The organism is Geothrix limicola (assembly GCF_030268085.1).
GTDB classification, from domain to species: domain Bacteria; phylum Acidobacteriota; class Holophagae; order Holophagales; family Holophagaceae; genus Geothrix; species Geothrix limicola.
The window spans coordinates 440825-460239 of sequence record NZ_BSDE01000003.1; the positions used below are offsets into that span (position 1 = coordinate 440825).

A 19415-nucleotide genomic window follows, 5' to 3' on the forward strand; every position below is an offset into this window, starting at 1 on the left:
ACTCACCCCTTGAGCGTGGCCATGTCGATAACGAAGCGGTACTTCACGTCGCTCTTCAGCAGGCGTTCGTAGGCCGCGTTGATCCCGTCCATGCGGATGACCTCCACGTCGGAGGTGATGCCATGCTCTCCACAGAAATCGAGCATCTCCTGGGTCTCCCTAGTCCCCCCGATGAGGGATTCCGCCACGGACTTCCGGCTCAGCACCATGGAGGTCGTGTTGAGGAAGGGATCCAGGGGGCCCAGGTAGCCCACCAACACCAGGGTCCCGTCCGTGGCCAGGGTCGGCAGGTACGGATTCAGGTCGTGCACGTAGGGGACGGTGTCGATGATGAGGTCGAAGCGGTCCGAGACGGCTGCCATCTGCTCCGTGTCCGTCGAGAGCACGATGCGGTCCGCCCCCAGCTTGCGGGCATCTGCCTCCTTGCCCTTGGAGCGGGTGAACAGCGTCACCTCCGCACCCAACGCCTTGGCCAGCTTCAGCCCCATGTGCCCGAGACCGCCAAGGCCAACGACGGCCACCTGGCTGCCCGGGCCGACCTTCCAGTGCCGCAGGGGCGACCAGGTGGTGATGCCGGCGCAGAGCAGCGGCGCCGCGCCCCTGAGATCCAGCGTCTCCGGGACCTTCAGCACAAACCGTTCAGACACCACGATCCGGTCCGAGTAGCCGCCTTGGGTGAAGGAGCCATCGTGGCGGTCCTTGCCGCCATAGGTGAAGGTGGAGCCTTCCTTGCAGTACTGCTCTTCCTCATGCTCGCAGGGCTTGCAGTGGCGGCAGGAATCCACCATGCAGCCCACGCCCACGGGGTCGCCTGCCTTGAACCGAGTGACCTGTGCGCCGACCTCGCGGACCCGGCCGATGATTTCGTGTCCCGGCACGATGGGATAGGCGGTCCAGCCCCAGTCGTTCCGGGCGGTGTGCAGGTCCGAGTGACAGACCCCGCAGTAGAGGATGTCGATCACCACGTCGTCCGGTCGGGGATCCCGGCGTTCGAAGTGGAAGGGGGCCAGATCCGAAGTCGCGCTCTGCGCCGCGTAGCCGATTGCCGTGTGAGCCATTGGGTTCTCCATGACCGCGACCGTGTTTGATCGCGAAGCAGAGAGAAGTCTAGAAAGGCCCGACCACCTGGGCTTGCCTGATCCTATGAATTGCTTTCCTGATCCTGCAATTCGGTGCCTCGGGAGGATCATCAAGGCGAATGGAGATCCCTCCCCCCATGGGTCGGCATCAGGATCTGCGGCCGCCTGCGTAGGCCAAAGACTTGCGGGGGGCAGGGCGGATCCGGGGCGCCAATTCGTGCCTACGGCAAGGTCACCCCCCCCATTCTCCTTGTGACGCCATCCGGACTGACCAGCCCAGAACGGAACGGGCCGGACCAATTGGAAACCTCAGAACCGGACGGGTGCTCGCCGGGGTTTCGCCCGAAGACTAGGACGAGGACAACCAGCCCGGGCGTCCTCGCCTTGCCCCTCGAGTGCTTCATCGCGCTCATGTCTGAGAGAAACCCATGAGACTCACACGTCTGTTCATGTTCCTGGCCATGTTTGGGACATTCACCGCGTCGGCGTTCGGGTTCGAGCCTGACCAAGATGTGGCCGTCGCCTTCCAGAAGGGCGCCGTCGTCATCGCCGTTCCCCAGGGTGCCCACATCAAGAAGTCCTTTACGGACGTCACCCTGGCGTCGGGACCCGGAAGCCTGAAGGTCGGCCCCCTTCCCAAGAGCGACGCCAAAGATGAGCTTGGTGAAGAGGTCTATCACGGAACCATCCGCATCCCTCTGACGGGCACGGGCCTGAAGGGAGATGTACGCCTGAATGTCCAATTCCAGGCCTGCACCGAAGGGGAAGGTGGGAACTGCTTCCCTCCCACGACGAGGACCCTGAGCGTCAAAGCCTCGGACATCCCGGGCTCGGCGAAGGCAGAGATCGCCTCAAGGGAGGTGAAGGGTGAGACCGCAGGAGAGTCGTCGGGGGTTGGACAACCCTCCGGGACGGTCGCCGTTGTGCCCGTGGACGTGCCCTCATCGACGACCACGTCGACTACGGCGAGCGCGCCGGAGCCTCAGCGGGGGCTCTTGGTTGCGCTGCTGCTGGTTTTCTTCGCGGGGATGGGTGCCAGCCTGACGCCCTGTGTCTATCCCATGATTCCCATCACGATGGCCATCATCGGGGCAAAGGGCGGCGGCAAGCTCAAGGGCTTCGCCCTTTCCCTGGTGCTGGTGCTGGGGATGGCCCTGACCTATACCACCCTGGGCGTGGTGGCAGCCAAGAGTGGTGCGGCCTTTGGAGCCTTTGCCCAGAAGCCGGCCTTCCTCATTCCCGTGTCGGCGCTCTTCGGACTCTTTGCGCTTTCCCTTTTCGGGGCCTTCGAAATCGCCCTGCCCCAGGGGCTTCAGAGCCGCCTGCAGGGAAGTGGTCCGCGCAAAGGCTATGGAGGCGCCTTCCTCATGGGCATGGTGCTGGGACCCATCTCCGCGCCGTGCGTCGGCCCCATCATTGGCGCGGTACTGGTGGGTATCGCTCAGCAGGGCAGCGTCGTCCAGGGTGGACTGCAGCTCTTCACCTTCGCGTTGGGCATGGGCGTCCTGTTCCTGGTGGTGGGCACCTTCTCGGCCGCCCTTCCCAAGAGCGGCGAATGGCTCACGCGCTTCAAATACATCATGGGCCTCACGGTGCTTGGCTTCGCAGCCTGGAATGTGCGGCTGATCGTGCCTGAAGCATTGAATCTCGCCATGTGGACCGTCGTGCTGCTGGTGGGCGCAGCGGTGTTCGGCGCTTTCGGAACCGGCGACGGACTTGTGGCCCAGTTCAGAAAAGGCTTCGCCATTCTCCTTCTCATCCTGGCCCTGGTGCTGGGCATCAAGGCCACGGAGGCGGGACTGAACCTTCACCTCTTGCCCGCGGGCGGGACTGCTGCCGCGGAGAAAACCGAAAACCCATGGATCAGCCAGGACTATGAAAAGGCGTTGGCGATCGCCAAGGCCGAGAACAAGCTCGTGCTCTTGGATACCTACGCCGAGTGGTGCGCCCAGTGCAAGGAGTTGAACGAGAAGACCTGGCCGGATTCCCAGGTGAGTGGCTGGATCAAGGATCATGCGGTGCCCGTGAAGGTGGATGCCGACAAGGTGCGCCCCGATCTCGCCAAGAGCCTTGGCATCCGAAGCTTCCCCACGGTGATCCTGCTCGATGCGCAGGGCCATGAGGTACAGCGGAGTCTGGGGTTCCAGAAACCAGCCGGGATGTTGGCCTGGCTCCGTCAATCGCGTTGAGTCTCGAGGAGACCGCCATGTCCCTATCCGCGCTTCATTCCGACTTTCTAGAAAAAACCGCCCACGCGCTCGTGGGGCGCACCCCCCTCTTGACCCTGAACTATCGCTACCTGGGCCGCCTCCGTCGCGTTTATGTGAAGGCCGAGCATTTCAACCTCACCGGAAGTGTGAAGGACCGCATGGCCCTCCACATCCTCCGTCGAGCCTATGAACGCGGTGTGTTAAAGCCCGGTGACCCGATCGCCGAGGCCACCAGCGGGAACACGGGGATTTCATTTGCGGCCCTGGGCCGGGCCCTGGGCCATCCCGTCACCATCTTCATGCCGAACTGGATGAGTCAGGAGCGGAAGGATCTGATCCAAAGCCTCGGAGCCAGCATCCGTCTGGTGAGCCATCGAGAGGGTGGATTTCTTGGCAGTGTCCGGCTCAGCCAGGAGATGAAGGAATCGAATCCCGCCTGCTTCCTCCCGAGCCAGTTCTCGAACGAAGACAACGTCGCGGCCCATCGGGAATCGACGGGTCCGGAAATCCAGTTCCAGCTGGCCCAAATGGGATTGCGTCCCGAGGCATTCGTAGCCGGTGTCGGAACCGGGGGAACGGTGATGGGTGTTGGCTCTTACCTCAGGGAATCCTTCCCGGCGGTGGGGATTCATCCCTTGGAACCGGCCAACTCACCGACCCTAAGCACCGGTTACAAGGTCGGAAAGCACCGCATCCAGGGAATCTCCGACGAATTCATTCCCGACATTGTAAAACTGGAGAAGCTGGATGACGTGGTCTCCGTGGATGATGGCGATGCCATCATCATGGCCCAGATGCTGGCGGCTCAGCTGGGTCTGGCGGTGGGGATCTCCAGTGGCGCCAATCTGCTCGGCGCCATCAAGATCCAGGAGCAGATGGGAGGAGATGCCGTCGTCGTGACGCTCTTCCCTGACGACAACAAAAAGTATCTCAGCACGGACCTCATGCGTGAGGAGCCCGTGAAACCTGCGTTCCTTTCCCCTTTTATCGAACTGGTTTCCTATGAGGCGACCCGCCGATTCACGCCCTGACAGAGGTCCTCGGCAAAAGCGTTGACCTCGAAAAGGAAGCAACCCCACGTTTGGTTGACTTGGGGTTGCAACTCTCTCGCCCGGCTCTTGGGGGGGACGGGCGGGAGGATTTATTTTGACATCCCCATGGAACGACCATGACATCGACCCATCACCGCCTGGTCATCATCGGTACTGGCCCTGCAGGTTACACCGCAGCCATCTATGCCAGCCGCGCCGGCCTGGAACCCCTCGTTTTCGAAGGGTCCCAGCCCGGAGGCCAGCTCACCATCACGACAGAAGTCGAGAATTTCCCTGGGTTCACAACGGGCATTTCAGGGCCGGTCCTCATGGAGGAAATGCGCGAGCAGGCCCTTCGTTTCGGAACGAAGCTCCGGTCGGAAACCGTCGAGAAGGTCGATCTCAAGTGCCGTCCATTCCGGCTGACCACGAATGTCGGAGAGTACACGACCGAGGCCATCATCATTGCCACCGGAGCCTCGGCCAAGTGGCTGGGCCTTGGCAAGGACCTGGAGTTGAGCCGTCACGGAGGAGGCGTATCCGCCTGTGCGACGTGTGATGGGTTTTTCTTTCGGGGGATGGAGATCGCGGTCGTGGGTGGCGGAGACACGGCCCTCGAAGAAGCGCTCTATCTCACCAAGTTCGCCACAAAGGTCCATCTCATTCATCGTCGTGATTCCTTTCGAGCCTCAAAGGCCATGCAGGTCCGCACGCTGGCGCATGAAAAGATCAAGCTTCACTGGAACAAGGAAATCACCCACCTTCAGACGATCCGAACTGAAAATTCGTTCGGAGAGGCTGTCGAGAAACTGTCGTCCCTGATCTTGAAAGACACGGTGGACGGTGGGCTGTCCTCCCTGTCCGTAAAGGGGCTCTTCGTGGCCATCGGGCACCAGCCCAACACGAGCCTGTTCGAGGACCAGCTCCCGTTGGATCCATCCGGGTATGTGCTTGTGGAGAAGGGTTCGTCGCGAACGATCATTCCAGGCGTCTTCGCCGCGGGCGATGTGGCCGACCATACCTATCGTCAGGCCATCACTGCCGCGGGCAGTGGCTGCATGGCCGCCATCGATGCCGAGCGTTGGCTCGGTGAGCAGGGTCAATAAAAGGAGGCGTCATGTCCCAATTGAAGATCGTTGAAAGCCGCGATTTCAGCACCACCATCGCATCGGGCACCGTACTCGTGGATTTCGGTGCTCCCTGGTGTGCTCCCTGCAAGGCGCTGGAACCCTTGCTGTGCCGTCTAGGTGATGAATTTGAGGGCCGCCTCTCCATCGTGAAGGTGGATGTGGATGCCACACCCGACCTGGCCGAGCAGTGCGGCATTATGTCCGTGCCTGCCCTCATGCTCTTTAAAGATGGGAAGAGGGTGGCAGGACGGACCGGCCCACAAACGCTGGATCAGCTTCGGACCTTCGTGCAGCCGGTGCTCTGAGCCATGAGCATCGATTCAGGCGGGGCAACCCTGCTGATGTCTGAATACCTCGCGGCGGAATGGAAACCAGCGCTGGGTTGCACGGAGCCGGCGGCGGTGGCATGGGCCACCGCCCTGGCCGCTGGCATTTGTGAGGGGGCCATCAAAGAGATTCGCCTGACCTGCGACCCAAGGATCTACAAGAACTGCTACGCGGTGGGTCTCCCGAATTCCGGTGGCCGGCAGGGTATTCTCTGGACTTTGGCCATTGGATCCCAATTGAAAGACAGTTCGTTGGGCCTCCGCTGTTTTGAAGGAGCCGACGCGGAAGCGCTGGTCCAGGCTCAGGACCTCATGGATCGTTGTGCAGTCCGTGTGGACGTCCATCCGATCCGGGCTGACCTGTTCATCGATGTCACGGTGGTGCGCGAAGGCGGAACCGGGCGGGCCGTGGTGGAGGGAGACCATACAAATCTGACTCGCCTTGAACGGAACGGCATCCTGACCTCAGCAGCCGCGTCGAGGAGCGTTCCCTGCCGTGTTTCATCCCTAAGGGCTTCGATCGCGGGAATGAGCATTCAGGAGACGATGGCCCTTGCGCGATCCCTCACGGAAGAAGACCGAGCCGCCCTGCGGGAAGGCATTGCCTGCAACGTCGAGGTGGCCAGGGACGGAATGTCGCTGGTCCCTGAGCACCTCGTCTATTCCCAGATGCGCGACGGCCAGAGTCGGGCGGAGATGTACGTCGGAGCCGGAGTCAGGGCCCGCATGTCGGGCCTATCAAGGACCGTGATGACCCTGGCCGGATCAGGCAACAAGGGCATCACCGTCTCCATTCCCATTTGGCTGTGGGGAAGAGAATCCGGGCATTCCGATCATCACATCGACGAAGCCCTGGCCTTTGCGTGCTTGATCACCTCGGCCACCACCTTCCGTTTGGGAACCCTATCTGCGGCCTGCGGATCCGCCATCGCAGCCGGGGCCGGAATTGCAGCGGGACTGGTCATGTTGGAAGGCGGGAGCGCCCACAAAGCGGGCCTGGCCATAAGCACCGTCGTCGGAACCCTCGCGGGCATGATCTGCGATGGGGCGAAGACCGGGTGCTCGATGAAGACAGTGACGGGTGTGGAGGTCGCGTTCCGAGCCGCCAACCACGCAATGCTCGGCGAAGGCATCCCCGAGACCAACGGTATCGTCGGCCATGATGGCGAAACCTCCTTGGTCTACTTGGGCCTGGTCGTGACCAAAGGCATGGCCAGCGTGGATGCCGAAATCCTCGACATCATGCAACAGAAACTCACGTCGTCCGGAAATTATTGACCCTGAGGCAACCGTCCGCGCCTCTTTCTTGACTGAATTAGCGAGAACCTAATGCTGCGACCTCTTACTCATGCACGCCTTCTTGCCTTTGTGGCGACGCTTCCCATGACAGCACAGGCCATTCCGGTGATCGAGAAAACCTTATCCAACGGAATGCGGGTTTTAATGGTGGAGCGCCATGATGAGCCAACCATCGCCGCAGGCTGGGTCGTTCGTGCAGGGAGTGCGGATGAGCGCCCCGGGATGACTGGCATCGCCCACCTCTTCGAGCACTTGATGTTCAAAGGGACCAAGACCATTGGCACACGCGATTCGAAACGCGATGCTGAATTGAACGACTCCCAAGACAACATTCAATCAAAGATCCGTGAAGAATGGGATGTTCTTCGAGAAAAACAGCGGCGAGGCGAAATCGCCGACATGCTCGATCCAGCATCCCGAACCCCGAGATTACAACGCCTCATGGCCGAGTTCGATTCTCTGGTCAAACAACAGCGGGCCCTCACGGTAAAGGATGAATTGGACAGGATCTATAAGCAGGCCGGGGCCCGCGGCATGAATGCCAACACCACATCAGACCGGACCTTTTTCCACATTGAGCTGCCTAGCAACAAAGTCGAACTTTGGGCTTGGCTTGAATCGGATCGGCTGAAGAATGCCGTCTTTCGGGAATTCTATTCCGAGCGAGACGTAGTCATCGAAGAACGCCGCCTTCGAGTCGATGCGACTCCCACAGGCAAGGCAGGCGAGGCCTTCACCGCCATGGTCTGGCAGGCTCACCCTTATTCATGGCCTGTCATTGGCTGGATCAGCGATGTTACGCAGATGACCCGGGACCAGGCGAACGAGTTTTTCGCGACCTATTACGCCCCCAATAACATCACTGCCGTGCTTGTGGGGGATTTCAACCCCGGCGAAGTCCTGCAAATGCTTGAGCGCTACTTCGGGCGCATCCCTGCCAACCCAAAGAATCCGCCTAAAGTCATCACGCAGGAGCCAGTCCAAACCGCCGAACAACGTCTGAATGCCGAAGTCGAATCCAATCCCAGCACCATCATCGCCTTCAAAACCGTGCCATCAGTGCATCGGGACGCTGCGGCCTTGGAGGTTCTCGGGTCATTGTTGAATGGGAAGTCCGGCCGTTTGTATAAGGAATTGGTCCTGAACCAGAAATCGGCCGTCGGAGTTGGCGCCTTCTATCACGGGATGAAATATGGAGGCACGTTCTCCCTATATGCCATGTCGGCCCCGGATCGTCGCCCTGAGGATCTGGAACCTATGCTTTATGCGGAGATCGAAAAGATTGCCAGGGAAGGCCTGACAGAACATGAACTTCAAGGTGTTAAGAACAGGGTGCGTGCCGAGTCTTTTTCACGAATGGAAGGCCATGCGGCGTTGCGAGATGCCTTAGCTGAGGCAGAAGGCCGAGGAACCTACAAGGATTTCCTAGATGAACCTGATCGCCTAACAGTCGTGACGAACGAGGATGTCAAGCGCGTGGCCAACGTCTATTTCAAGAAAGAGCGAAGTAACGTCATGACCATCCACCGCAAGGCTAAGGAACATGAGGTCAAATAATGTTTAGAGATGTCTGTCTCAATCTGGCATTTTCCGTCTCGACCCTATTTGGGCAATCCATTCCGATACGACCGGAGGAGCTAGTCTATAAACCGATGGCATTCCAGGCTCCACGCAGCCATGAATTCGAAGGAAAACTGGACAACGGAATCCCCGTCTTTCTGGCCCCTGATCCACACGGGGCTCCATTTATCCGCCTAAATCTAAAAATCAGAGGCGGGCGTTACCTGGTACCCAAGGGCAAGGAGGGCCTGGCCGAACTGACTGGATCACTCTGGCGTGCTGGGGGAACGATGCAGGTTCCCGCTGACAAGCTCGATGATCGGATCGAATTCCTGGCAGGGACCATTAGTACCAGCATTGATGACTCAAGCAGCTCTATCTCCATGCGGTTCATGGAACAGGATCTGAAGGAAGGGTTGGATCTCTTCATGCAGGTATTGCTTCAACCTGCCTTCGCCCAAAATCGCATCGACCTAGCAAAAATGAATATGCGGAAGAGTCTGGATTCCCGAAATGACAGCGCGAGCAGCATCACGAACTACCAGCTGGGGTATCTGCTGAACGGGGAGAATCACTATTCAACGGCCGCCATGACTACTTCAAGCTTGGATTCGCTGACTCGGGACGATTGCCGTTCATTCCATCAGGGCCTGATGCATCCCGGAAACATGGCGATTGCCGTTTCCGGAAGGTTTGAGAAGAAAACCATGCTCGACATCCTGAATGCAACCGTTGGACGCCTCAAGCCGATGGGTGAGGCCCGGATCAGCCGGAAGGTCCCTGCCCCGGAGCACACTCGGCAACCGGGCATCTACGTCGTGGACAAGAATGTCCCCCAAAGTACCGTTCGAATTGTTATCCCCGGCCTGCGTCGCACGGATTCGGACTGGCACGCTGCGGTGGTGATGAACCAAATACTAGGTGGCGGTGGATTCTCAAGTCGTTTGATGAAGCACCTTCGCTCCGACGAAGGGCTGACTTATGGGGTGGAAACCAGGGTCAGCCCAGGCACTTATTGGACTGGTGATTTCATATGCGGCCTCCAGACCAAAAACCGTTCGGTTCCCTATGCCCTGCGGCTGATCCTCGATGAGATCGACCTGATCAGGCGCAGTCCTGTCGCTGACGACGAGTTAAAGGTGATCAAGGATGCCATCGTCCAAGCCTACCCATCTGAGTGGGGAAATAAACAGGCTGTGGCCAACCGTTTGGCAGAAGAATGGATGGAGGGCTGGCCTGTCGATTGGTGGGTGAATTATCGAGAAAAAATCCAATCCGTTACAGCAGAGGAGGTTCTGCGGGTCGCCAAGAAATACTTGGATCCTACCCGTGTCGTGATCCTGGTCGTTGGGAAAGCAGCCGAAGTCGAAGCCGGGGACGAGAAGGATCATCCAGGCCTGCTCAAAGACGTTGCCAACCTGCCGCTTCGGCGACTGTCACTTCGGGATCCCGAAACGAACCGAATCGTAGATTCAAAATAGAGGGGATCTGGTCTGTTGGAACGCTCGGTGTTCAGGATATAGAAACATCTTGGCCCAAAAGCTTCGGACATCTACCAAAGCTGATTGATCGAGACGCTGTTCCGATCGGCTGAACACCCATCGCTACAGAAACGAAACTTTTAAGATGGGACTTCCTGTGACTTCGATCTGCACCTTGGACCTTCTAATCGTCGGGGCGGGGCCAGCCGGGCTTTCCGCCGCCGTGGAAGCGCGCCGAGCTGGCATCGAGCAGATGAAAGTGATCGAAAAGGGGCCGACGCACAGTTTGACGCTCGAGCAGCTCTACACGCCGCGAAAGCGTGTCGACAAGGTCTACCTGGGCCAGGATGTTCCTTGCGAAGGAAGGGTATGCATCGAGGATGGATCACGTGAAACCGTGCTTCAAACCATGAATGATTACATCCGAGACTTTGCGCTTCCGATCCAGTACGACACCGAGGTGACTTCCATCCGACGTCGAGAGGACGGCCGGTTCCAGGTGGACACGGCTGGGATGGACACCTACCTCGCCCGAACCGTTGTCGTTGCCATCGGTGTCTTCGGCCGCCCCAACCGCCCGGACTATCCGCTACCCGGGTCGCTCAAGAGAAACGTGCATTTCGACCTGACCCAACCTCTTCCCGAAGGTGAAAGCATCCTTGTCGTGGGAGGCGGCAACACGGCCCTGGAATATGTGGACTTTCTGCACAGGAAACATCCGGTGGTGCTGGCCTACCGCGGAAACGTCTTCGCGCGCGCCAATGAAGTCAACCGGCGGATCTTGGAGGAGATCCAGGGGCGTGGTCTGGCCGAGGTTTGGATGCAGGCGGATATCCGGATGGTCCTGGATACCGGAGTGGCCCCACGGGTCCAGGCGATCTTCAAAGATGGCCGGAGTCTTTGCACTGATCACGTGGTCTACGCCATCGGAGGATCCACGCCTCTGGGTTTCCTCCAACAGGCAGGCATCCAACTGGATGGAAAGCACGCCGTCGTGGACCATCGTGGTGAGACCAATCAGCGGGGGCTCTATTTGGCGGGCGACCTGGTTGCCGGCGGGAAGGGCACCCTTGTGAAGGCCTTCAATTCGGGACATCGGGTCGTGTGGGGAGGCCTTTGCCAGAGCCACTTCTCGTGTCATCCGCCCAGCTGAAATGCGATCCGCCGTCTTGGGCGGGGCGGCGAATCTGCTGATCAAGGAATGGGATCAAGGGACGAGATCTCAGAGTGCTTCAAGAATGGGGCCCTCAGTCAAGATCCTGAGGGCCCCGTGCTGCTTTCATGAAGGCTGTCGCCTGCACTGGCAGAACTACTTCTTGGCTGCCTGGTACTTCTTGAGCGCCGCCTCGGCATCCAGCACGTAGGCCGCCGGGGCCTTCTTGCCATTCAGGAAGGAGATCCACTTCTCCTGCGCCTGAATGGCCTCTTCCACCCTGCCCAGGTAGAAGTAGACCTTGGCAAGGTTGCCCAAGGGACCGATGCCCATCGCGGGGTTCTTCGTCTGCTCCTCCAGATTGACCCGGGCGATCTCCAACCAGGCCTTGCTCACGCCTTCGCCTTCGATCCAGTTGATCAACTCGTTCGCACGTTGGGGATCCTTCGCCTTGGCCGCCTCGTAGATGGCGTGGGCCCGGGCGTCGTCCACATGGATCAGGAAGGGGAAACGCCAGGCGTCGTAGTCTTTCCCCTTGTCCGTATCGAGGGCGGCGGCCTTGTCCAGGTAGGCCAGGCCGAGCTCATTCCAGCGGCGGCCCTTCTCACGCAGTGCCAGGAGGGCTCCCGCCGCGCTCATGTAGGACTGCACCGAGGGTTCTGTGAAATCCTTCTCCAGCAAGGGCTGTACCTTGTCGGGGGCCGAGCCGGCGAGGGCCTGGATGCGGAGGGGCTTCGCCATCTGATGCACCCGCTTCAAGTCGGGGTATTTGCTCTCGGCTTCGTCGCAGAGGCGCAGTGCCGTGGCCCAGTCGTTAGCCAGGAGCGCCTTCCTGATGGGGATATCGAAGGGCTCGAAGGCCTTGGAGGCGGTCTCCCATTCCTTGGCCCTCTGCGCCACGGCGGCGACATCCGCCTTGGCCTCCTGGAGCTTGAACGTGCCCGCGACGATCTTCTCCAGGAACTTGTCCAGCTCCGTAGGATGTCCCTCCCAGACGATGCGGCCTTCCCGATCCACGATGAAGCTCTGGGGGATGCCTTCATGCCCCCCCGCCTTCATCCATGTCTTGTCCATGAAGCTGTCGCGCGTGTCCTGGGCGACGGTGTAACCCATCTTGTCACCCATCCCCTCCACGAACTTGGAGACCTTGGCATCCACGGCTTCGGGACTTCCAGACTCCTTGATGTTCACCCCGATGAAGGTCACCTTGCCCGCGTATTTCTTCGCCAGTTCCGTGAGGTGGGGCATGGCCGCCTTGCAGGGCCCGCACCAGGTCGCCCAGAACTCGACGACATAGAGCTCTCCCTTCTTGAGGGCCTCGACCGGCTGGCCCTTCACCCAGCGAGAGACCTTCAAGGCCGGTGCGTGGTCGCCCACCTTCAGCGTCACCGCTTGAGCCTGAGCCGGGGAAGCTTTCGGCGACTCCGCGGCGGGTAACTGGACCGCCAGCAGGCCGGCGGCCACCAGTGCCACAGCCAGTCGGCTGTTGAACAGATGTGAGGTCATGAGTGTCTCCAGAAGATGGGCCCTCAAAGGGATCGAGAGGCTCTCATCCTGGTCCTTTTCACGCCCACACCCTTGGTCCGGTTTGAACAATGCAAACCGGGCCGGTAGGGCATCCTTCAGCTGCCCTGAATCGCCGTCAGCGCCCTTGCCAATCGTTCGACAGCGTCCTGAAGCTCGCCTTCGTTTGCCTGGGCGAATCCCATGCGGAAGGCCGGCTCGGGGGTTCCGAGGAAGAAGTGGGAAGGTGAATTGAGCACAAGCCCATGGGCGCGGGCGGAGCGAATCCATGCGTCGGGATCTATTCCTGGTCGCACGTGGATCCAGAGCCCCATGCCTCCTTCGGGAACATCGACGTCCAGGTGGTCGCCCAATCTGTCTCGGAGGAGCGCCACCAGGTGATCCCGCCGTGACATGTAGATCTTTCGTGTCTTTCGAAGGTGCCGCGCGAGCTCCCCATCCCGGATGAGGTCGGCCAGTGCCCACTCGAGCACGGGATCGCCATGCTCGTCGAGGTTGCGCCTCACGCGAGCCAGAATGGGCGAGAGTGCGGCCGGGAACACCATGTAGCCCAATCGAAGGCCAGGCGCCAGCAGGCGGGAGAGGGATCCGATATGGAGAACCTGTCCCGTGGTGTCCTGGGCCAGCAAGGGTTCCGGGCGCTGATCCGTGTAGGTGAACTCGCCGTCGTAATCATCCTCGACCACGGCAAGGCGGTATTTTTGAGCCAGGCTCAGGATCGCAGCCCCTCGCTTCCGCGAAAGACTCGCCCCCGTAGGGAACTGCCTGCGGGCCATGAGGAAGAGGAGCCGGATCCGCTCCCGCGTCAGCAGCTCTTCCAGTGCGATGGGATCCATACCCTCCTGATCGATGGGGACCGGCCTGAGGCCCAACCGAGCATCCCGCTGGAAGATATCCCAGGCCCCTCGATTTCCGGGGTTCTCCACCGCCGCGAGATCGTTCGGCCGGAACAGGGAATGCGCCACGAGGTTCAGGGCCCCCCGGCTGCCCCGCGTAATGAGAATCCGCTCCGGCTCCACGCGGATGCCGTGGCGCTCTGAGATCCAGGCAGCCAGGGTCTCGCGCAAGAGGGGCGTGCCGAGGGGATCCCGATCCTGGAGCAGCTTGGATCCATGGCGAAGCATGGCCCTTTGATATCCCCTCGATAATTCGACCGCCGGCGCCAGGCGCGGATCGGCGGCACCATCGGCGAGGAGCAGGGCCCCAGATGGATGGGTGGATACGGGCTGCAGCAGGCTGGGGAGATCGAAGCCGACCGAGGTCGAGCCCTGCGTTGGTTCCGCAACCCTGGAACGCTTGGCCTGTGAGGGGAGTTCTTCCGCCACGAACGTCCCGCGGTTGGGGAGCGTCACCAGCCAACCTTGCGCTTCCAAGTCCTGGAGCGCAGAAACCACGGTCTGCCGGTGGACTCCCAGCCGATCCGCCAGGACACGTGAGCCAGGTAGAGCCGTGCCGGGTGTCAGACGGCCCTCCAGGATCGCCCGGTGCAGCGCGTTCACGATTCGCTGCCCCAACGAAAGTTCCGGGGAATCATCCAGGGTGAGAAGCAGGTCGCGTGCGCGCATGTGAACCAGGAAATTCGGGCTTGGAGAGCCATTCATCCAATCATTCAGGATCGCCGTGAGTCAGCACCGCCAGTGGTCCGGGAACAGAAACGATGGGTGGTCCGGTTCATCCTCCTCTCAGGGCGGGCTGGGTGGCAAGCCTGTGGGCGTCCTGGATGAACGGGGCCAAAGGGTTCCGCAGGTTCCCATTCCGATGAATGGCGTCCACGAAGGCCTCCTGGGCCTGCAACGCCCAACGGCGCCTCTTTTCTGGAGCTTCCACCCGGGCCAAAGCGAGGAGCAATTCTCCCCGCATGGCGAGCACCCGCCCCAGGTGTGGCAGCCCCTCCAAGCCCTGGAAATTGGCCTGGGTGCGGATGGCACGGGCCGCCCTGTCCTGGCTGCCTGGACGGATGACTTGCAGGATCTGATCCGTCTCCTCCAGGCCCTTGCGGAGAGGTTCCGCGGCCCCTTCGGTGACCCGGCTCTCGATCAAGCAGAGTTCCGCCATGCGCAGCCTCAGGTTGAGGAGTGCCGGGGCGGATGCTTTCCGCATGGCCGCTTCCAGGGACCCTCGCGTGAGCCGGAGCAGCGGAACGGCGTCTTCTCCCACGTCATGTTTATGCCGGGCGAGGAGAAGGCTTCCTTTCGTGAGCAAATCAAGCCCTTGCGAACTGGGTCGCTGTCCTTGATCAGACCTCATCCCAGTCAGGAGAGCGTCAAGTGCCTCCCAGTCTTCGGTCCGCCCGAAGACCTTAGCCTGAAGCAACCTCAATTCAAGTTCGGTTTGATGCTCGGAAGAGGCACGCGCGCGTTCCTGCCAGATGTGTTCTGCCAGCCGAAGCGGGCCAGAGGCATCGGCACCGATCGTGTTCAGGTAATCCGCCTGAAGCAGATTCATTTGAAGAAGCTGCACGTCGGCGCGGTCCCCCGCCCCCGAATCGCCGGATTCGCCCGCAAACGCCAGATATGGCGTGGGGTCACCACCCAGCTCGAGGGCGAACTGCCCAGCCTTCAACAAAAAAACAGGAAGGATGCGCAAGGCTGAAAGCTGCAGAGATCCTTCTCTTGGATGCTCCTTCAACAGGTGCAGTGCCTCGTTCTCGAACTCAAGGGAAGCCTGTCCATGCCACTCGCAGGTTTGGGTGTAGTTGAGGATCGAGAACAGAAGTTGATCCACCAGCTCGCCGTTTCCTGTGGCGAAACTGTCGCGCATGAATGCGCGGAATTCCCGTTCAATCGGCTCCCGGCTTAACCCGCGGCTCAATCTGAAATCCAGAGCCTCCCCGCAGAGATAGCCCGCATATACCGCGTTGAGACTTAGATTCTGGGCCGAAACCCTCCGCCCCTGGTCGAGCCACCTTCGAGCCTGCTCCAGCACGGCCTCACGATCCAAGAGGGATTCGGTCGGAAGGCGGATCTGAATGAGGCTGGCCCGAGCCAGCCGCATGTAGATTCCGGGATGACTCGGGGCAATCCGAAGCGCCTGCTCTAAAAGGTGTCCGATCCTTTCCCGAAGCGGGCCTACTTCCGTATCACATGGGGGCGGCCACGCAGGTGAGGCATCGGCGGAGCGCCTCCATAGTTGATTCGCCTTTTGAGTGAGGGCATCCACTTCTTCCAACCATCCGTCGAGATCGTCAGGAAAACGGGCGCGATACATTCTGGCGAGCGCAATGGCCCGATCGGGATCAGGGTTCTCTCGGGCCCAAACCTCAGCCTGTTCCGCCAGGTGAGAAAGGCGAGCCTGGTCCGAATCTCTGCGGCCCTGCAGCATTCGGCGTGCAGGCTCCAGATACTGTTGCCGCGCGGTGTCTCGAATGCGTTCTGCGGCCACTTTGTCCTGCACCGTCCAGGCATCGGTCTGTGCTTTCCGGAAGGCCCCCAGAAGGGAGAACGCCAGCCAGGTGCGTGCGCCTTCCGTCTGGAATCCCAGGTCCCATGCGGTCTGGAATTGGCGTGCGGCAGCGGGATCCTGGGGATTCAGGAGCAGCATGGCCTGACCTAGGGCCAGGTACCCTGGCCCCTTGGAAGCGCGACCATTGCTCTTCATTTCCGTTTCAATGGTCTTGAGGATCGTTCTGGCCTGGACCAGTTCAGGCTCGATGTCATGGGCCGGAAGTCGATAGGCGTGGTCCAGCAGGCTGCGCATATCTCCAAGGAGCTTCTGGAAGTGGTGGTCCCATTCCGCCCGTTGATAGACGTACCGGGAATACTGAATTCCGAACCCGGAACTGACCAGGAGCGCCGTCAACCCCAGACCAATCGCCCACCCCATCCGACGGTGCCGGCGGATCCACTTCCCTGTCCGATAGAGCCAGGAGGAACCCATGACCGATAACGCCTCACCGGCAAGGAACCGATCCAGCTCCAGGGCCAGTTCCCTTGCAGAGCCGTAGCGTGCATCGGGGTTCTTCTGCATGCAGCGGCGAACGACGGCCTCCAGATCTCTCGGGACGTTCGGCACGCGCTGTCGAAGGGGAACAGGATCTTCTTGGGAGATGCATTCGAGCAGGCGCTTGAAATCCATGGCATCGAACGGAATGCATCCGGCGATCAGAACGTACAGCATGACGCCGAGCGAATAGACGTCCGTGTGAGGACCCAAGCGGGAAACATCCCCTGCGAGTTGCTCAGGGCTTGTGTAGGGGGGTGTCCCCATGGGACATGAATCGAAACGCTCTGCGGCGTGCGACAGGACCATTCCGAAGTCGCCCACCACCGGTTGGTAGGTTCCGTCCGCAGCGGCCTGCATCAGGATGTTGTTGAGCTTTAAATCCAAATGAACCAGACCCCGCTGGTGGGCCGCGTGAATCCCCTGGGCGATGTCCCGCATGAGCCGCAGCTTCGACGTCAGGTCCAGGGTCGGGGCCAGCCGGGCCAGGGTGGCCCCCTCCATCAGCTGCATGACGATGAAGTTCTGCCCGACCTCGTAGATCCGGCAAACATTTGGATGCTCCACCTGCGCCTGGGCGCGCGCCTCCGCGAGCGCTGTGGCATCTTTGTCCTTGAGAACCTTGAGGGCGACCTGGCGTTGCAGCAGCGTGTCCATGGCCTTGAACACCTGCGCCGTGGCCCCTTCACCAATGAGCACGAGGTCCCGGTAGCGGTCCCCCAGGCCCGGCAGATCACCAACGGGTGTGGGGCCTTGAAAGAGCGGGTCGACCCAGGATCCGACCTCGCCGCCGATGGCATCCCAGGCGAGGGACCTCAGGTTTTCTTCGGTCAACCGCCTCGTGCCCACGAGCGAAAGCAGCCGGTCTCCCCAGAGGCTGGTTCCTGGGATCGCAGTGCTTTGTGCTTCGCCCCGAGGCGTCTCATTTGGCTTCACATCCTGCACGAGACCACGAGCCTGGGCCTCCTGGAGAATCCTGGATTCTAGGTCTTGGGAGAACACGATGGAAGGATACTCCATGTCGTTCCAGGGGGCGGCCCCTGGCGCAGCGATGCGTGAATATCCGATTGCTTGAGATCAGGCATTGCGGAATCCAGGTTCAACGAATCAAGCGACCCAAGTGTTCGATCGCCCGGCGAGTGGTCGCCGGATCGCACGTAGAGACATTCAGCCGAAGGCAGTTGGTTCCGCGGCCATCGGGGAAGAATAGCGGCCCAGGTGCGAAGCTGATGCCGCGCTTGAGGGCTTTGGCCTGCAGATCGACAGCAGAACAATCCTCCGGGAGAACGACCCAAAGGTGCAGCCCTCCCTTGGGTTCGGAGATCTGGGTGTCGGGTGGAAAGTGCGTGACGACGGCTTCGATCATGGCCTCTTTGCGAGCCTTGATCGTGCGGCGCAACCGACCCACATGACGGCGGAAGCCGCCGGAATCAAGAAACCGTGCCACGACGGCTTGCGTGAGGGGCGCCAATGCGATGGCCTGCGATTCCTGAATGGGCGCCATTCGACGGAGAAGGGGCTCCTTTGCGATCAGGTAGCCAAGCCGCAATCCAGCGGCCAAGGATTTTGAGAAACTGCCCAATTGGATGACGTGATCCGAACCATCCAGTTGCCGATTGGACGGATGGTGAAGGCCTGAAAAGCGAAGGTCCGCATAGGTGGAGTCCTCAACGACGAGGACGCCACGGGCCCTTGTCAAGGCGAGGATGCGTTCTCGCCGCCCCCTGGGCTGGATCGTTCCGGTGGGGTTTTGGAATGTCGGTACCGTGAATAGAACCTTTGCATCGACGTATTTCAAAATGGACTCGAGGCGATCGGGATCTACGCCATGTTGATCCAAAGGCATGGGGACGGCTTCCCGTCCAAGGGCCCGAACCAGTGCCAGGAGACCCGCCTGACCTGGGCTTTCGACCAGCACGCGGTCCCCGGGGACCGTGAAGGTTTCCAGGGTCAGAGCCAATCCTGCTTGGGCACCGGGGATCGCCCGAATTCCCCAACCCTCTTCAACCGGCTCTCCTTGGCTGGCCAACCATCGGCCGACGGCCTCAAGGTAGGGCGCAAAGCCAGCGGGTTCGGAATATTGCCAAAGTTCGGGTCCCAGTTCCCGGAGGGCCTGCCTTGTCATGCTCCGGAGTGCGTCATGCGGAAGCAGGTCGGGGGGGGCGGTTTCGGCCGAGAAATTCAATAATTCGCAATCCTGTGGCTGCTCCAGAGTCTCGCAAATCCACGAGCCGACAGCCCCTTTGCGGACGGTCGCGGATGACCCTTCAAAGGGGTGGTGGTTGGCCGTTTTCCCGCCCTGGAATTCGGGCAGTTTCGAAGCGACGAAGGTTCCTCGCCCATTGAAGGTCTGAACCCATCCTGCATGCTTCAAACCTGCCAAGGCCTTCAACACCGTGAGTCGGTTGACGCCGTGATGGCGGGCCAGTTCCGACACCGTGGGAAGCTGGCTTTCGGGCTTCCACAGCCCCTGTTGGATCAGTGTGCGGATTCGCCTCCGGAGCTGGATGTACAGAGGGCTCGCCATCTCAGGTTCGAGCATCGAATTGCTCAAGGCGTTGGTCATGCTTGATGCCTTTCAAATAGAACTGGCGCTGTTGTCAGTCCCCGGATCCGTGGCTGTTCCATGCACGTCGCACCCCGGGGCAGATGGGCCGCCCCGGGGTGCGATGACACGAACAGA

The 19415-nt window shown here is 60.6% G+C and carries 13 protein-coding genes; 8 read left to right on the top strand and 5 right to left on the bottom strand.

Annotated features, from left to right (window positions below):
• Positions 1 to 2 precede the first annotated feature (2 nt).
• On the bottom strand, positions 3 to 1058 hold the full coding sequence (locus QSJ34_RS09895; protein ID WP_285574521.1) for an NAD(P)-dependent alcohol dehydrogenase: 1056 nt from the start codon (positions 1056 to 1058) through the stop codon (positions 3 to 5).
• Between the two features lie 533 nt (positions 1059 to 1591).
• On the opposite strand from QSJ34_RS09895, the gene QSJ34_RS09900 reads away from it, so the two are divergent.
• The 8 genes from QSJ34_RS09900 (at position 1592) to QSJ34_RS09935 (ending at position 11269) form a co-directional block, all read left to right on the top strand.
• Complete coding sequence (locus tag QSJ34_RS09900) at positions 1592 to 3268, top strand: protein-disulfide reductase DsbD family protein (RefSeq protein WP_285574524.1); 1677 nt, start codon at positions 1592 to 1594, stop codon at positions 3266 to 3268.
• Positions 3269 to 3285: 17 nt separating this feature from the next.
• Positions 3286 to 4320 (top strand): PLP-dependent cysteine synthase family protein, encoded by a 1035-nt coding sequence (locus tag QSJ34_RS09905; protein ID WP_285574526.1) that lies wholly within the window; start codon positions 3286 to 3288, stop codon positions 4318 to 4320.
• A gap of 137 nt (positions 4321 to 4457) precedes the next feature.
• On the top strand, positions 4458 to 5426 hold the full coding sequence (gene trxB, locus QSJ34_RS09910) for a thioredoxin-disulfide reductase (RefSeq protein WP_285574529.1): 969 nt from the start codon (positions 4458 to 4460) through the stop codon (positions 5424 to 5426).
• A gap of 11 nt (positions 5427 to 5437) precedes the next feature.
• On the top strand, positions 5438 to 5755 hold the full coding sequence (locus QSJ34_RS09915) for a thioredoxin family protein (protein ID WP_285574532.1): 318 nt from the start codon (positions 5438 to 5440) through the stop codon (positions 5753 to 5755).
• Between the two features lie 3 nt (positions 5756 to 5758).
• The gene (locus QSJ34_RS09920) at positions 5759 to 7054 is read left to right on the top strand and encodes an L-serine ammonia-lyase, iron-sulfur-dependent, subunit alpha (protein WP_285574535.1); all 1296 of its coding nucleotides are present in this window, start codon (positions 5759 to 5761) and stop codon (positions 7052 to 7054) included.
• Positions 7055 to 7105: 51 nt separating this feature from the next.
• Positions 7106 to 8632, top strand: coding sequence for a M16 family metallopeptidase (locus tag QSJ34_RS09925; protein ID WP_285574537.1), 1527 nt, complete (start codon positions 7106 to 7108; stop codon positions 8630 to 8632).
• 95 nt (positions 8633 to 8727) lie between these two features.
• Complete coding sequence (locus tag QSJ34_RS09930; protein WP_285574540.1) at positions 8728 to 10116, top strand: M16 family metallopeptidase; 1389 nt, start codon at positions 8728 to 8730, stop codon at positions 10114 to 10116.
• A 145-nt stretch (positions 10117 to 10261) separates the two neighbouring features.
• Entirely contained in the window at positions 10262 to 11269 is a 1008-nt protein-coding gene (locus tag QSJ34_RS09935; protein WP_285574541.1) for an NAD(P)-binding domain-containing protein, read from the top strand.
• 156 nt (positions 11270 to 11425) lie between these two features.
• On the opposite strand, the gene QSJ34_RS09940 is transcribed toward QSJ34_RS09935, so the two are convergent.
• The 4 genes from QSJ34_RS09940 to QSJ34_RS09955 all read right to left on the bottom strand — a co-directional run bounded on the left by QSJ34_RS09940 (position 11426) and on the right by QSJ34_RS09955 (position 19298).
• Positions 11426 to 12775, bottom strand: coding sequence for a TlpA family protein disulfide reductase (locus tag QSJ34_RS09940; protein ID WP_285574543.1), 1350 nt, complete (start codon positions 12773 to 12775; stop codon positions 11426 to 11428).
• A 116-nt stretch (positions 12776 to 12891) separates the two neighbouring features.
• Positions 12892 to 14394: an aminotransferase-like domain-containing protein gene (locus tag QSJ34_RS09945; protein WP_309568727.1), complete on the bottom strand. Its 1503-nt coding sequence runs from the start codon at positions 14392 to 14394 to the stop codon at positions 12892 to 12894.
• Positions 14395 to 14464: 70 nt separating this feature from the next.
• Positions 14465 to 17566 (bottom strand): serine/threonine-protein kinase, encoded by a 3102-nt coding sequence (locus QSJ34_RS09950; RefSeq protein ID WP_285574549.1) that lies wholly within the window; start codon positions 17564 to 17566, stop codon positions 14465 to 14467.
• A gap of 265 nt (positions 17567 to 17831) precedes the next feature.
• Complete coding sequence (locus tag QSJ34_RS09955; RefSeq protein ID WP_285574552.1) at positions 17832 to 19298, bottom strand: aminotransferase-like domain-containing protein; 1467 nt, start codon at positions 19296 to 19298, stop codon at positions 17832 to 17834.
• Positions 19299 to 19415: the final 117 nt, after the last annotated feature.